Source organism: uncultured Marivirga sp. (assembly GCF_963974845.1).
GTDB classification, from domain to species: Bacteria; Bacteroidota; Bacteroidia; order Cytophagales; family Cyclobacteriaceae; genus Marivirga; species Marivirga harenae.
This window is the reverse complement of sequence record NZ_CAXBEQ010000008.1, coordinates 132,592-148,220: the sequence shown is the minus strand read 5'-3', so window position 1 is coordinate 148,220 and position 15,629 is coordinate 132,592. Positions and strand designations below refer to the sequence as shown.

Genomic DNA, 15,629 nt, shown 5'->3' with positions numbered 1-15,629 from the left:
AGCAAAATAGAAAAGACTGACTATTTACTCCTACTCATAATTCTTCTCCCCGGCATTAATAGGAATAGATATATTATTTTCCGGTGGTGGCACAGGGCAGCTGTAACCTTCAGTATAAGCGCAATAGGGATTATAAGCTTTATTGAAATCCAAAATCACTTGTTGTTGACCTTTCTGAAAGTCAAGCTCTAAATACCTGCCAGCTCCATAGGTAGTGATAGCGGAAGTTTCATCGTAAAAAGGAAGGAAAAAATGACCATCTAAAGCAGATTGTAGTAGAGTTAAATCTTGATGTGAACCAACAATATCAAAATGTAAAATTGCAACTGCTTGATAGGTTTTCACTTTGTCATCACTAGTCCTTAAGTCATAGACTTTACCGTTTTCAAGAGCCTCAACCGATGCCTTTACTTTAAATCTTTCGTCTACATCAAAATGCTTTAAGCCTTTGAACTCCTTATTTTGTTCAATAAAAGGGGATTTTTCATCATTTCGCATAAAGCTATCCTTTTGGTGGCGGAAAGCTTTCATTTCTTCAATGTAGTTGCTTTCTACTTTCGGACTGTCTCCTGCATCAAACAAACTAAAAACAGCAATCAAAATGACTGCTGCTATTACTATATACGTTAAAACTTTTGTAGGCTTCATACAAATTAATCAAACTGATTTAGAAAATTACTTTCCAAATGTCATTAAAAATGGCAAAAGCCATCAAGCTAAGTAATAAAACCATACCTACCTTTTGAGCATTCTCAAGGAATTTATCGGAAGGTTTTCTTCCTGAGACAATTTCATAGCTTAAGAAAACTACATGTCCACCATCCAATGCAGGAATTGGCAGGAAGTTCATAAATGCCAATACCATGGAAAGAAGGCCAGTAATTCCCCAGAATTTTTGCCAAACCCATTCGCCACCGAAAATTTGTGCAATACCAATTGGCCCAGATAAAGATTCCGAAGCAGAAACCTCACCCCTGAATATTTTGCCAAATCCTTTTATATTCAACCAAATAACATTGAACGCTTTGGCGGTTCCAGTTGGAATTGATTCTGCAAAAGTAAATTCTTCATGCTCCAATTCAACATCCATTTTGGGTCTAAAACCTAAGAGTCCATCATCGCCCACTTTAGCTTGAAGATTCTCTATTTTTTCATTTCTTTTAATTGTCAAGCGGATTTCTTCGCCTTTATTACTTTCTAGTTTCTCTCTAAGGAATTGGAAATATTTTACTTCCTCTCCATTAACGGCAATTATTTTGTCACCAGGAATAAGTCCAGCCATGTCTGCATTGCTTTGAGGTTGAATATTATCAACCTCAAACTCATAAAGTGGAGAAATGAAGGCAACACGCTGATTGTCTTCAGAAATTCTTTCAATCATGTCGTTGGGAATCGGAACAACAATTTCTTTTCCATCCCTTAAGACTGTATAGTAACTATCTGTTTCTAATAAAACGTCAGAACTAGTGAGATCACTTACTTTTTCATACTCTTTTCCATTTACATTGATAATGATATCACCAGTTTGTAAACCAATTTCTTTTGCTGGCTCATAAGCATAAATACCGTTTTCAGTAATGTTGTCTTTTGATTCGTAAGTTTCGCCATATCCATACTGTAAAAATATAAATATGATTATACCCGTAATTACGTTGACGATTATACCTCCCATCATTACTATCAATCGTTGCCACGCAGGTTTAGCTCGAAATTCATAAGGCTCAGGCTCTTTGTCCATATTCTTAGTGTCCAAGGATTCATCAATCATGCCTGAAATTTTCACAAAACCGCCTAAAGGAATTGCGCTAAGTGCGTATTCGGTTTCTCCGTACTTAAAACTGAAAATTTTTGGAGGGAACCCGATTGAAAATTGTTCCACTCTCATACCAAAAGCTTTGGCAGCCAAAAGGTGGCCAAACTCGTGCAATCCTACTAAAATAGATAAGCCCAAGATAAGTTGGGCGATCATAATAACTGTTTCCATTAATTTATAAACTCTAAAGCTTTAATTCTAGTTTCTTTATCTGTTGAAATATAATCTTCCAAACTTGGTGTTTTGACAAAATCTACTTTTGCAAGGCAATTTTCTATCACTTCTGACATCCCTAAAAAGGAAATTTTATCTTCAAGAAAGGCCGAAACTACTACTTCGTTCGCTGCATTCAAAATACAGGCTGCATTTCCTTCACGCCCAAGCGCATGGAAAGCCAAAGCTAAGTTACGGAATGTGTCACTATCGGGTTGCTCAAATGTAAGTTGTGGATAGTCCATAAAATTGAATCTAGGAAAATCAGCCTTTAAACGGTCGGGATAGCTTAATGCGAACATAATCGGTACCCGCATGTCGGGTAAGCCCATTTGCGCTTTAATGGAGCTATCTTCAAACTGGACCATGCTATGTATGATGGATTGTGGATGCACTACCACATCTACTTGGTCTTCCCTTAGATTAAATAACCATTTTGCCTCAATTACTTCGAGTCCTTTGTTCATCAAACTGGCAGAATCTATTGTGATCTTAGCACCCATATCCCAGTTCGGATGTTTTAGCGCTTGTTCCTTCTTTACAGATTCCAAAAATTTTCTGCTTCGCCCTCTGAAAGGACCACCGGATGCAGTTAAAATTATTTTTTCTATAGGATTATGGAATTCTCCAACTAGGCATTGGAAAATTGCGGAATGCTCAGAATCCACAGGGTAAATATTCACTCCCTTTTCTTGAGCTAAGGAAGTGACTAATTCTCCTGCAACTACCAAGGTTTCTTTATTTGCTAATGCAATGTGTTTGCCTGCTTCTATGGCTTTTATTGTGGGTACTAAGCCTGCATAGCCAACAAGTGCGGTTAAAACAACATCAATAGTGTCCATTTGAACCACACTGGCTAATGATTTCTCTCCAGAGTAAACTTTTATTCCTAAGGGATCTAATACATTGAAAATTTGATCATAAAAAGCCTCGTTGCCTATGACTACTGCATTAGGCCTGAATTGAATAGATTGTTGTATTAGTAATTCTACGTTGGTTTGTGCAGTTAAGACTTCAACTTGAAAATGATCGGGATGTGATTTGATAACCTCCAAAGCTTGAGTTCCAATTGAACCTGTGGAGCCTAAGATGGCTATCGATTTTTTATTAGACATATGTCAATTAATATTATTAAATTTTAATGTGTATAATTTTCCAAAGCCTCCGCTAATTTCCTGTCGTTTGACAAGCGAGGTACTTTATTTTGTCCGCCCAGCTTTCCTTCAGATCTCATATAATTAATAAATGAGGCTTTTTTTAATGTTCTTATTTTCAAGGGTGTAAGTATATTTCCAGTAATGAGGTCGTCATAATAACTGTTTCTTTTTCTTAGATTGATATCTAACTCTTGAGAAAATGCTTCCAAATCTATTGGAGGATTATCGAATTCTACAAACCATTCGTGATGAGGTAATCCCGATTTTGGAGTTACCTGAGGTGCCACCGTGAATTCCGTTATTTTCACATTTTCAAATTTTTCTAATGTTGCCCTCATAGCATTTTCAACTTCCTCTCCGATCACATGTTCACCAAAAGCCGAAATGAAATGCTTAATTCTTCCGGAAACCACTACTCTATACGGATCTGTGGAAACAAATTTAACAGTGTCACCTATTGAGTATCCCCAAAGACCAGCATTGCTATTAATGATTAAAGCATAATTTTTATCTAATTCTACTTGATCAATCATTAAGCGAGTTGGGTTTTCGTCAAAATATTCCTCTACCGGAATAAACTCAAAAAATATCCCGCTGTTTAATAAAAGTAAAAGTCCTCCTTCTGTCTGGGTGTCTTGATAGGCAATAAATCCTTCTGAAGCCGGATATGTTTCTATCGAATCTACTTTTTTACCGATGCTTTCGTATAATTTATTTTTATAAGGCTCAAAATTAACGCCTCCGTAGACAAACATTTCAAAATTTGGGAAGATGTCTTTAATTGGCTTCTTAACCCTTGCTTGAATTCTATCAAAATACATTTGCACCCAAGGCGGAATTCCCGAAATCAGACTCATGTCTTGATCTAAAGTTTCATCTATAATTCGCTCCAATTTTTCTTCCCATTCCTCTATGCAGTTCGTATCATAGGAGGGGAGTTGATTAGTTCTGAGATAATTAGGAACATGATGATTCACTATTCCCGATAAGCGCCCAGTATTAATTCCCGCTTTTTGTTCTAATGTGGGTGCGCCCGATAAAAATATTAATTTCCCGTCCAAGAATTGCGATTTTCCGGTTTCATGAACGTAGCTCAATAAAGCATTTTTTGCACTATTAATATGGTTTGGAATTGAATCTTTTGTGATGGGAATATATTTAGTTCCGGAGGTGGTTCCACTAGTTTTAGCAAAATAGGCTGGTTTTCCGGGCCAAAGTATATCTGATTCTCCTTTTAATATTTTATCTACATAGGGCTTAAGACCTTCGTAATCCCGGATTGGGACTTGCTTTTTGAAATCTTCATAAGTTTGAATATTATTAAAGCCATGGTCTTTTCCAAAAGCGGTATTTTTAGCTTTTTGGATGATATTCTTAAAAATTTTTACTTGCGACAGAGCTGGTCGAGCTGCCCACTTTTTTTGTTGGTTGACTATAATAGCCGCCAAAGGTTTACTTAGTACTGCACGTATTCCCATAAAGCCAAAATTAAGAAAATTATTGTGAACCCTTTTTGATTCTAAAGGCTTTTATGGTTTTATTGTTATCGTACAGAGCTATGAAAATGCTAAAGTATAATCTATGTCTGTTCTCTAGGGCATTTTTTGAGCTATTGATTTGCTTCTGTAACTTACATTAAAATAAAATCTCCTTGTTATTATATCTCAGCCTTATTGCGTACTTTTGCAGTTCGATTAGGAAGATGGATTGGCTAGGACATACTTAATTGTTGTAGTTTTTAAAAACAACGAACCCAATGGCCTTGTGGCAAGTTTAAATGTTCTGTCTGGTCAGAATTTTCGAGCAAAGTTATATAAATGAAGAATATTAGAAATTTTTGCATTATTGCACATATTGACCATGGTAAAAGTACCTTGGCAGACAGACTGTTAGATTCAACTCAAACAGTAAATGAGCGTGAGAAAATGGAACAGTTGTTGGATAATATGGATTTGGAGCGTGAGCGAGGCATCACCATCAAGTCACATGCAATCCAAATGGAGTATAAATTGAATGGTGAAGAGTATGTCTATAATCTTATTGACACTCCCGGTCATGTAGATTTTTCCTATGAAGTTTCGCGTTCCATAGCCGCTTGCGAAGGTGCGCTTTTGATTGTTGATGCCGCACAAGGAATTCAGGCCCAAACTATTTCTAACCTCTATTTAGCTATAGAGCATGATTTGGAAATCATTCCCGTGCTGAACAAAATAGATTTGCCTGGAGCAATGATCGAGGAAGTCTCCGATCAGATTATTGAATTAATTGGTTGCAAAAAAGAAGATATTCTTCATGCAAGTGCTAAAGAAGGAATAGGTATTGCTGAAATTCTGGAAGCTATTGCACATAGAATTCCGGCACCAGTGGGAGACCCTAAAGCTCCACTACAAGCTATGGTTTTCGATTCTGTTTTTAATCCGTATCGAGGTATTGAAGTTTATTTCAGGGTTTTTAATGGTGAAATCAATAAAGGTGATAAAATTAAATTCATCAATACTGGAAAAACCTACGAAGCTGATGAGATTGGAATTTTAAAACTGACGCAGCAGCCAAAGAATACGATCAGCACAGGAAATGTTGGTTATTTAATAAGTGGAATCAAAGTAGCTAAAGAAGTTAAAGTGGGTGATACTGTCACTCATGTCGATAATCCAGGAAAAGCAGTTCAAGGCTTTGAAAATGTTAAGCCAATGGTCTATGCTGGTATATATCCAGTAGAGACTTCAGAATTTGAAGAATTGAGAGCTTCAATGGAAAAACTTCAGTTGAATGATGCTTCCTTAGTTTGGGAGCCTGAAACCTCTGCAGCTCTTGGATTTGGTTTCAGATGCGGTTTCTTGGGAATGTTGCACATGGAAATCGTGCAAGAGAGATTGGAGCGTGAATTTGACATGACAGTGATCACCACCGTTCCATCTGTGCAGTTCCATGCATTTACAAAAGATGGTGAAATGGTAAAAGTGAGTGCACCTTCTGAGTTGCCTGACTTAGGCAGTATTGACCATTTGGAAGAACCTTATATAAGAGCACAAATAATCACAAAAGAAGATTTTGTAGGTCCAGTGATTTCTCTTTGTATGGATAAAAGAGGGGAGATCAAAAATCAAGTTTATTTAACCCAATCAAGAGTTGAATTAACTTTCCATTTGCCTTTGGCTGAGATTGTATTTGATTTCTTTGACAAATTGAAAACGATTTCTAAGGGTTATGCATCTTTGGATTACGAATTGGTAGGTTATCACACCAGTAACCTCGTGAAATTGGATATCTTACTAAATGGTGATAAGGTGGACGCACTTTCTGCTATCGTTCATAGGGATAAAGCATATGAATGGGGTAAGAAGTTGTGTGAGAAGCTAAAGGAATTGATTCCTAGACAACAATTTGAGATTGCAGTTCAGGCAGCAATTGGCACCAAGGTTATTGCTAGAGAATCTGTTAAGGCTCTTCGTAAAAATGTATTGGCGAAGTGTTATGGAGGGGATATCTCGCGTAAGAGAAAGCTATTAGAAAAGCAGAAGAAAGGTAAAAAGAGGATGCGTCAGGTAGGAAATGTTGAAATTCCACAGGAAGCATTTATGGCGGTTCTTAAATTGGATTGATCCATAAAAAATTTATAAACATCACATAAGCATAACATCATGCCTATTTTATTAGATGGGAAGAAAATTTCTTCTCAAATAAAAGAAGAGTTAAAAGGGAAAGTTGAAGCATTAAAGAAGGAAGGCGGTAAGGTACCTCATCTTTCGGCCATATTGGTCGGGACTGATGGCGCTAGCCAAACTTATGTGGAAGCCAAGGTGAAAGATTGTCAAGAAATTGGTTTTGAGTCTTCGAAAATTCTTTTTGATGATTTCATTTCAGAAGCAGAGCTTTTAGCTGAGGTGGAGAAGTTAAATAATGATGAAAGAGTAGATGGTTTCATTGTTCAATTACCCTTGCCAAAGCATATTGATGTAAATAAAGTGCTGAATGCCATCAAGCCCGAAAAAGATGTGGATGGATTTCATCCGGTTAATTACGGCAGAATGGCATCTAATCTACCAGCGTATGTTCCTGCAACTCCTTTTGGAGTTATGGAATTATTGAAAAGATATGATATTCCAACAAAAGGGAAACATTGCGTTGTGGTCGGAAGAAGTCATATAGTTGGTTCGCCAGTTTCAATATTGATGGGTAGCGCTAATTATCCTGGAGATGCTACCGTGACTTTAACACATAGATACACTGTCGATTTAGCAAAATATACCAAGCAAGCAGACATTTTAATAGTAGCCGTTGGAAAGCCAGGCTTAATTACTGCTGACATGGTTAAGAATGATGTTGTAGTGATTGATGTAGGAACAACCAGAGTTCCGGATTCAAGCAAAAAATCAGGCTTTGCTTTAAAAGGAGATGTTTTATTTGATGAAGTATCGAAGAAGGCTACTCATATAACACCTGTGCCGGGTGGGGTAGGGCCAATGACAAGAGCAGGCTTATTAATGAATACATGGTTAGCTTCCCAAAAAGAGATTTATGGACAAGAACTCGTTTGATCCCAATATAGAACTTCCTATAATGGAAGCATTTTATACCATTCAAGGAGAAGGTTTTCACAATGGGAAACCAGCTTATTTTATTAGATTGGGTGGCTGTGATGTGGGCTGCGTCTGGTGTGATGTAAAAGATAGTTGGGACGCAGATAAGTGGCCGTTGAAGAATATTGATGAGATTGTAGATGAAGCTTATCAATACAAATCTCGATTGGCCGTCATTACTGGAGGTGAACCTTTTATGTATGACATGCATGGCCTGACCAAACGTTTACTGCAAAAAGGCTTTCATGTAAATGTTGAAACATCTGGTGCTCATCCCTTTTCCGGAATCGTTGATTGGGTTTGTCTTTCCCCTAAAAAATTTAAAGCTCCGCTAGATCATTGGTATGATCGTGCAGATGAATTGAAAATTATTATTTACAACAAATCTGATTTTAAGTGGGCCGAGGAACATGCTGAAAAGGTTGGTCCAGATTGTAAATTGTTATTGCAACCTGAATGGGGAAAACGAGATGAAGTGATGCCCATGATTGTGGATTATGTAAAAGAAAACCCTAATTGGGGAATCTCCTTACAGACGCATAAGTATTTACAAATTCCATAAAAGATAATTTTCTTTTGAAATTCTTCCTTATCCCTTAAATTGGGATATGAATTTCAAATATACCCCTCTTTTAATACTGTTTCTTTCCTTCTCAATTAGCTCCTTTTGTCAAGAGTACAAATGGCGGACTGAAAGATTAGTAGAAAAATCTAAAGATGCACTTTACCAAAGAAACTGGGATGCTGCGGTTGAATATATGGAAGATGCTATTGAAATTGAGCCTGGCAACCATCATCTCTATTTAGAAAGAGCCACTTTGTTTTATGGAATTAATGATATAAACAAAGTGGTACATTCCCTCCAAAAAGCATTTGCCCTCGAAAAAGAATGGCCGGCAAAATATACGGATTACTATTTCCTATTAGGGAAAGAATCCTTTGATCACGGGGAGTATGAATTAGCGAAAGACCCAATAAAGCTTTATCTTGAAAGAGGGTATAGGAAAGACTACATTAAGATGGCAGAAATTATTTCGCAATCGATAGCGTTTGCGCAGCAGGAATTACAGACTCAACCACTTGTAAATGAAGACGTCCAAACAATTGAGTCAGAAAATATTTTCAGGAGCATCTATTTTCCTTTTTTCACATTGTACCCTTCCGAGTTTTTATATTTCACCGGTCAAAGAAAAGCTAGTTTAGAAGAAGGGATTTATCGTGCTAAAATCGAAGGTAGCCAGTTTCAAAATGTTGAGGAAGTACCTATAATCAATACAAGAGAAAATGAGGGTGCTGCCGCAATTTCAGCAGATGGAAGAGTAATGGTATTTACGAGTTGTAATAGAAGGGACGGCTTAGGAAGTTGTGATCTATATATTTCCTATTTTGAAGGTGATGGGTGGCAAAAGCCTCAAAATTTAGGAGTAGAAGTAAATACTAATGCTTGGGAATCTCAACCTTTTTTGTCTTCAGATGGGCGGTTTTTGTTATTTAGCTCTAATAGAAAAGGAGGATTTGGCAAGCGAGACCTGTATTATTCCACCATAGTAAATGGTGATTGGTCTAAAGCAAAAAATCTAGGCTCAGAAGTGAATACATTTGCCGATGAGATTTCTCCGTTTCTCAATTTATCAAATGATAGATTGTACTTTAGTTCAAATGGACGCATTGGGATGGGAGGATTTGATATTTACATGGTGGAGTGGCCAATAGAAAATAGAAATGTTAAAAACATAGGTCTTCCAATAAATACTTTTAACAACGAACTTTCGTATCATGAAAAGTTTGGTGGCGAGAAATACTGGTCTAGAGAGCTTCAATCGGAAGAAAAATATCCCCCAGCAAAAGTCTACTTCGATAAGGGTAAAAAAGGCAGTAAGATTAATTTAGTTTATGGAGATGTGCTTAACTCCGCAGATAGTTCTAAACTCAAGGCCAAAATCCAAATTTTTGATTTGGCATTAGACAGCCTTGTGCAGGAAACCTACAGCAATGCCCTCAGTGGAGAATATAAAGTAGTAATTCCCCGCCCTTCGGATTACTCTTTTTATGTTGAATCTCCTGGTTATTTATTTCATTCCGAAAGATTGGAAATCACCGATAGCCAAACAGAATTGAGTTTTTCCTTAAAACCCATAAGTAAAGGCGAAACGGTAATGCTCAATAATATATATTTTGAATTTGATAGCTATGAATTGTCAGAGAAGTCTCAAAATGAGATTAATAAAATAGCCGATTTCCTAATTCAAAACCCTAAGGTGAAGATAGAGATTGGAGGATACACTGACAAGCTAGGATCTGATTCTTATAATAAGGAGTTATCCAGAAAAAGAGCTGGTGCAGTTTATGAAAAATTAATTGATGGATACGGTCTGGATAAGGAAAGGATAAATGCCGTAGGATATGGGGCAAAAAGATTATCGTCTGGTAAGTATCAAAAGACGGTGGTTTTCAAAATTCTTTAATTCAATTTAATATTAGTAAAATTATATTTTTACAAAATACTATTGTATAAGTTTCCTTTGTATTATATGGGTTTAGAATCTATCATAACAACAATAAACTATATTATAAGGAAAAAGATAATTTTTATTTGGTAAATTATTTTCAAGAAAAATTAATATTTTGTTAGGTATTTTCATGTAATGTTATGTACATTTAACCTTTAATTATTGTTAACCTAAACTAAAATAAGTATGAAGAAGATTCTACTAACATGTTTCATGTTGGTGTTCGTGCTACACGCATGGGCACAGGATCGCACCGTAAGCGGGACAGTTTTAGACGCTGAAACTGGAGAAGGCCTACCAGGTGTGAACGTATTGTTAAAAGGTACCGGTACAGGTATTACCACGGATTTAGATGGTAATTATAAAATTTCTGTCCCATCAGATGGAGGTACATTAGTTTTTACATTTATTGGCATGGCCAAGCAAGAAGTGAAAATTGGTGCAAGATCTGTAATAGATGTAAGAATGGATCCTGATATCGCACAGCTAAGTGAGGTTGTAGTAACTGGATACTCTGCTACTTCTCAGAAGAAATTAGTTTCTTCTGTTTCAACAGTAAACGGAGATAAGATTAATGAAGTGCCAATGCCAGATATTAATCAGATTATTCAAGGTAGAGCTCCAGGAGTTTATTCAACTGCTCCTTCAGGGCAACCGGGCGCAGCTCAAACTATCAGAATTAGAGGTAATGGATCTATCACTGCTGGTAGAGGCCCTCTCTATGTAATTGATGGTGTAATTATGGCAAGCGGAGATTTCTCAACTACGGCCCAAACAAATGACGTAATGTCAAACATTAACCCAAATGACATTGAATCAATGTCGATCCTTAAAGATGCTGCAGCAACTTCATTATATGGATCAAGAGGTGCAAATGGTGTTGTATTGATTAACACGAAACAAGGTAAGGTTGGTAAATCTAAAATTACAGTTAGTGCTCAGTATGGAGTATCTCAGCCACAAATTGGTAATTTTGACATGATGAGTGCTCAACAGAATTTGGAGTACGAAAGGCAAATTCTTCGTAATTCTGGTTTTAGTGATGCAGTTATTGATGCCAACAGAGGTCCTGAGCTTTTGGATAACACTACTGACTGGGTTGATGCAGCATTTAGGACGGGAGAAACTTCAAATTATGAAATTCAAGCTTCAGGAGGAACAGAGGATACTCGTTTCTTTATTTCTGGATCAGCATTTAATCAAGCGGGTACTTTAATAGAATCAAATTTCTCTCGGTACTCATTAAGATCAAATTTAGATCATAAATTAAATGACAAATTAGATGTTCAATTGAATTTGAACGTTTCCTACACAAATCAATTGAATGCAGTTGCCGGTAACAGATTTGCATCACCTCTCTTAGGTGCTTTCTCAACTACTCCTTTGCAAGGTGCAAGAGATCCTGAAACTGGTGAATTGTTCACTGGACTTGAGCCAGGTTGGTTAGGTTTTACGGGAGACAATTTCTTGTATTCAGCACCTTTAAATCCTGTTGTTAACAACAATTTAAGAGGTATTACTAAATTTGCTTTGAATTATAATATTTTAGATAACTTAAGACTTTCTCAAGTCTTAAATGCTGATTTAGTTAACATTAGAGAAGGAGCATTTCAAGACCCTACTACTAATGATGGTGTAGCAAATAGCGGGGAAATTACAGAAGATTTTAATCAAAACTTACTGTTAACTTCTCAAACTAAATTAAGTGGTGACTGGACGATTGCTGGTAAGCATAATATTGGTGGTTTAGCAGTTTTTGAATATCAAAAAGGAGAAAGAGAAAGTTTCAATGCCTATGGTATTGGATTGGCTTCAGGAAAGTTAAAAACCTTGAACTCAACAGCTACGCCTCAAGGTGTAGGGGGATTTTATACTGAGTACTCGTTTTTATCTTATATTGGTCAGTTAAACTATGACTATGATAATAAGTATTTCTTTACAGCGTCAATTAGACGAGATGGTTCATCAAGATTTGGTGCTGATAATAGATATGCAAATTTCTGGTCTGTTGGTGGTTCATATAGAATTATTGAAGAAGACTTTCTTGATGGCTTGAGCTTTATAAGTGATTTGAAGTTAAGAGGTAGTTATGGTACTTCTGGAAATGCTGATATTGATAATTTTGGTTCATTGGGTCTTTATGGGTTCGGTGTTGCTTATAATGCATTACCTGGAAGTAGCCCATCACAAATTGCTAATCCTGAGTTAACCTGGGAAGAAAGTGTGTCGGCAAATATTGGTCTAGATTACGGTATGTTTAATGACAGAGTAATGGTGTTATTTGACGTTTATGATAAGAGATCACAAAACCTACTATTGGATGTTCCAATTTCTAGAACTAGTGGATTCTCTTCTGCTCTAAGAAATGTTGGTGAAGTTCAAAACAGAGGTTTTGAAATTGCTATAAACACTATTAATGTTGAAGGCGAATTCACTTGGACTACTAACTTTAATATTTCAAGAAATGAGAATAAAGTATTAGCTCTAAATGATGGTGAGGACATTTTAAATGGTAATCAAATTATCAGAGAAGGCTTGCCAGTTCGCTCATGGAACTTACCTAGATGGGCCGGTGTAAACCCTGCAAATGGAGCACCACTTTGGTTAACAGAAGACGGAGGAGTAACTTCTAATTATGCTCTAGCAAATAGAACAATTGTTGGAGATGCACAACCGACTTTCTTTGGAGGTATCGATAATACTTTCAGTTATAAAGGAATAACGCTATCTGCCTTCTTTAACTTTGTTGCTGGTAATGATGTATACAATAGCTCTAGACGTTTTATAGAAAGTGATGGTCAGAGATACGGTTGGAACCACTTAGCCTCAGTAGGTAGCGGTTATTGGGAGCAACCAGGCGATGTTGTTGATTTACCACAACCAATTCTAGGAGGGAACCTGAATTCTAATGCAAACTCTACTCGTTTTCTTGAAAATGGTTCATTCCTAAGGTTAAGAAATGTTACTTTGAGCTACAACCTTCCGAAAAGATGGATGGAAACTATTGGATTACAGGGAATCAGAGTGTATGGACAAGGTCAGAACTTATTGACTTTCACCGACTATTCTGGTTTCGATCCGGAAATGGGTGAAAGTGGCGATGAATTCTTCAGATATCCTGTGGGTAGAGTTGTAACTGGTGGAATTGAAATTAACTTCTAAAAATTGATTAATATGAAATTATTTAATATAAAATTATTTGCATTGATAGTAGGTACTGTGTTCCTATTATCTTGTGAAGAAGATCCGTTGGAACTACAGCCAGCTCAGTCATTATCTACTGAGGAGGCAATTTCTGACTTGGAAGGTTTGCAAGCAGCCCTAAATGGCGCATACGATGGTTTACAATTATTAAGCTATTATGGTAGAAATTTCCCTGTTATGTGGGAAGCTCACGGTGATAATGTATATATCTCTACTAGAAATAGTAATAGATTTTTAAATAATTACCAATATCAGAATAACTCATTTAGCGGAGATGTTTCAGGTTTGTGGGCTGATGGTTATAGCACCATTTTAAGAGCTAATAACATCATCAATGCTGAAATTGAGTCTACTGATCAAGCTGCTGTTAATCAAGCAGTGGGTGAAGCTTATGCTATAAGGGCATTAGTTCATTTTGATTTAGTTAGAAGTTATGCTTTGCCATACTCAGAAGGTGGTGGCTCGCAGCCAGGTGTTCCGTACATTACGGAAGCATTTATTGGCGAACCTGCAAGAGATGCTGTTTCTGTAGTTTATGAAAACATTATCGCTGACTTAACGCAAGCAAAATCATTAATGACAGATGGTTCGGTAGGTCCTGTTAGGTTTACGGGTAGTGCGGTAGATGCATTGTTAGCAAGAGTCTATTTATACAGAGCAACTGGTGATGATTTGGCTACTGCTTATAGTTTAGCTAATTCAGTTAGAGCTCAGTATGGTATGGCTGCTGGTGCAGACTTAGTTGACTTTTGGGATTCATCTGAAAATGATTCCGAAATCTTTACTTTAAAGTTTGTCGGAAATGAAAGTAGAGGAGCTAATAACTTCGGATATATTTACATTGATCAATCGATTGGATATGGTGATATTCGAGTATCTAGTGATATTATTAATCTATACGAAGCAGGTGATCCGAGATTAGATCTAATCTATGAAGTAGGTGGTGAATTTTATGTTGGTAAATTCCTAGGGGAGTCTGCATCAGGAATCCCAGGTTTAGTAAGCCCTAAAATTATTAGAAACTCAGAAATGTATATGATTGCAGCAGAGGCAGCAGCAAGAAGAGATGATTTTGCAAATGCTAGAACAATACTTAATGAATTTAGAGCATTTAGAGGATTAGCTGCTTTAACAACTACTGATGTCCCTAATAATGGTTTGTTAGATGAAATCATGGAAGAGAGAAGAAGAGAATTTGCTTTCGAAGGTCATAGATCTTTTGATTTGTTCCGTTTAGGAAGAGGATTAACTAGAAATCAATGCGGAACAGGTCTTGAAATTACTGCACCTTGTTCTATATCTAGTGGTAGCCCACTTAGAATATTCCCTATCCCACAGAATGAATTGGATGTGAATGAGAACATGGTTCAAAATGCTGGCTACGCAGAATGATTTTTAGTAATATCAATATCTAATTATGGACAGGGTTTTTAATACCCTGTCCTTAACATTCTCTTTATGAAGCAAATTTTTATTATATTATTTTTTTCTTTATTTGGTTTGACTGCGCTAGCACAGACTGGTGGTACAATCATGGATCAGATTGATCCAAATTTCCTTAACAAAGACTTATTGTATGAGAAAGGAACATATTCATCTTTTGATGGTGATCCATATTTGTTTGAGGAAATCACTGAGGCTTGTTTAGTATTGTCTGACGGTAAAGAGATTTGTGATGTAAAAATTAATTATGACTCTTTTGAGAATTCAATTTTATTGCAAGAAAAGGATCAAGAGGATCTGAATTATATAAATCCAACGTTTGTAAGGTCATTTACGGTTTCGGGTTTCAAGTACATAAAATCTGATTTCAAGGGCGTACAGCATAATGGATATTTTCAAGTCCTTTTTAATGGAAGTAAATTTTCATTATATCGATACAAAGCAGCAAAATTAGAATATAGGGATACTCAGGGAAATACTGGTTACTCTAGCTCTGATAAAAAACCCAAATACTTCTCCATTTCTGAAAATTTTGTTTTTGTTTCAGAGGAAAATGTTTGGGTGGAAAGCAGGCTAAAAAAGCTATTTAAGAACCTTGAAGCTATTAACTACAAAGACGTAAAGAAGTATGTTAGATCTGAGGATTTAGATCTAGAAAATGATAGTGATATTGTTAACTTAATGAATTATTTAGAAGACTATAAATAAA

11 protein-coding genes are annotated in these 15,629 nt (G+C 36.4%); 7 read left to right on the top strand and 4 right to left on the bottom strand.

Annotated features, from left to right (window positions below):
* Window positions 1-30: 30 nt before the first annotated feature.
* Genes AAC601_RS16600 through AAC601_RS16585 form a run of 4 tightly spaced genes read right to left on the bottom strand, consistent with a single transcriptional unit; the run spans window position 31 to window position 4,661 of the window.
* Complete coding sequence (locus AAC601_RS16600) at window positions 31-648, bottom strand: DUF1684 domain-containing protein (RefSeq protein WP_303270767.1); 618 nt, start codon at window positions 646-648, stop codon at window positions 31-33.
* 19 nt (window positions 649-667) lie between these two features.
* Window positions 668-1,984 carry an RIP metalloprotease RseP gene (gene rseP, locus AAC601_RS16595; RefSeq protein WP_340153881.1) on the bottom strand — a complete coding sequence of 439 codons (1,317 nt, stop codon included), beginning with the start codon at window positions 1,982-1,984 and terminating at the stop codon, window positions 668-670.
* The gene (locus AAC601_RS16590) at window positions 1,984-3,141 is read right to left on the bottom strand and encodes a 1-deoxy-D-xylulose-5-phosphate reductoisomerase (protein WP_340153880.1); all 1,158 of its coding nucleotides are present in this window, start codon (window positions 3,139-3,141) and stop codon (window positions 1,984-1,986) included. Before AAC601_RS16590 ends, rseP begins: the two co-directional genes overlap by 1 nt.
* A 23-nt stretch (window positions 3,142-3,164) precedes the next feature.
* Window positions 3,165-4,661: a GH3 auxin-responsive promoter family protein gene (locus AAC601_RS16585; RefSeq protein WP_303270764.1), complete on the bottom strand. Its 1,497-nt coding sequence runs from the start codon at window positions 4,659-4,661 to the stop codon at window positions 3,165-3,167.
* Window positions 4,662-5,000: 339 nt separating this feature from the next.
* Here AAC601_RS16585 and lepA point away from each other — a divergent pair, with 339 nt between their 5' ends.
* From lepA to AAC601_RS16550, 7 genes are all read left to right on the top strand, one after another.
* On the top strand, window positions 5,001-6,785 hold the full coding sequence (gene lepA, locus AAC601_RS16580) for a translation elongation factor 4 (RefSeq protein WP_303270763.1): 1,785 nt from the start codon (window positions 5,001-5,003) through the stop codon (window positions 6,783-6,785).
* Window positions 6,786-6,824: 39 nt separating this feature from the next.
* Window positions 6,825-7,721 (top strand): tetrahydrofolate dehydrogenase/cyclohydrolase catalytic domain-containing protein, encoded by an 897-nt coding sequence (locus AAC601_RS16575; RefSeq protein ID WP_340153879.1) that lies wholly within the window; start codon window positions 6,825-6,827, stop codon window positions 7,719-7,721.
* Entirely contained in the window at window positions 7,702-8,325 is a 624-nt protein-coding gene (locus AAC601_RS16570) for a 7-carboxy-7-deazaguanine synthase QueE (protein ID WP_340153878.1), read from the top strand. Before AAC601_RS16575 ends, AAC601_RS16570 begins: the two co-directional genes overlap by 20 nt.
* A 46-nt stretch (window positions 8,326-8,371) precedes the next feature.
* Window positions 8,372-10,228, top strand: coding sequence for an OmpA family protein (locus AAC601_RS16565; protein ID WP_340153877.1), 1,857 nt, complete (start codon window positions 8,372-8,374; stop codon window positions 10,226-10,228).
* Between the two features lie 231 nt (window positions 10,229-10,459).
* Window positions 10,460-13,435: a TonB-dependent receptor gene (locus tag AAC601_RS16560; protein ID WP_340153876.1), complete on the top strand. Its 2,976-nt coding sequence runs from the start codon at window positions 10,460-10,462 to the stop codon at window positions 13,433-13,435.
* A 12-nt stretch (window positions 13,436-13,447) separates the two neighbouring features.
* Window positions 13,448-14,869, top strand: coding sequence for a RagB/SusD family nutrient uptake outer membrane protein (locus AAC601_RS16555; RefSeq protein ID WP_340153875.1), 1,422 nt, complete (start codon window positions 13,448-13,450; stop codon window positions 14,867-14,869).
* A gap of 66 nt (window positions 14,870-14,935) precedes the next feature.
* On the top strand, window positions 14,936-15,628 hold the full coding sequence (locus AAC601_RS16550; RefSeq protein ID WP_340153874.1) for a hypothetical protein: 693 nt from the start codon (window positions 14,936-14,938) through the stop codon (window positions 15,626-15,628).
* Window position 15,629: the final 1 nt, after the last annotated feature.

Coding starts and splice junctions, on each gene's coding strand:
- AAC601_RS16600 (WP_303270767.1), bottom strand. CDS start 648: ATGAAGCCTACAAAAGTTTTAACGTATATAGTAATAGCAGCAGTCATT.
- rseP (WP_340153881.1), bottom strand. CDS start 1,984: ATGGAAACAGTTATTATGATCGCCCAACTTATCTTGGGCTTATCTATT.
- AAC601_RS16590 (WP_340153880.1), bottom strand. CDS start 3,141: ATGTCTAATAAAAAATCGATAGCCATCTTAGGCTCCACAGGTTCAATT.
- AAC601_RS16585 (WP_303270764.1), bottom strand. CDS start 4,661: ATGGGAATACGTGCAGTACTAAGTAAACCTTTGGCGGCTATTATAGTC.
- lepA (WP_303270763.1), top strand. CDS start 5,001: ATGAAGAATATTAGAAATTTTTGCATTATTGCACATATTGACCATGGT.
- AAC601_RS16575 (WP_340153879.1), top strand. CDS start 6,825: ATGCCTATTTTATTAGATGGGAAGAAAATTTCTTCTCAAATAAAAGAA.
- AAC601_RS16570 (WP_340153878.1), top strand. CDS start 7,702: ATGGACAAGAACTCGTTTGATCCCAATATAGAACTTCCTATAATGGAA.
- AAC601_RS16565 (WP_340153877.1), top strand. CDS start 8,372: ATGAATTTCAAATATACCCCTCTTTTAATACTGTTTCTTTCCTTCTCA.
- AAC601_RS16560 (WP_340153876.1), top strand. CDS start 10,460: ATGAAGAAGATTCTACTAACATGTTTCATGTTGGTGTTCGTGCTACAC.
- AAC601_RS16555 (WP_340153875.1), top strand. CDS start 13,448: ATGAAATTATTTAATATAAAATTATTTGCATTGATAGTAGGTACTGTG.
- AAC601_RS16550 (WP_340153874.1), top strand. CDS start 14,936: ATGAAGCAAATTTTTATTATATTATTTTTTTCTTTATTTGGTTTGACT.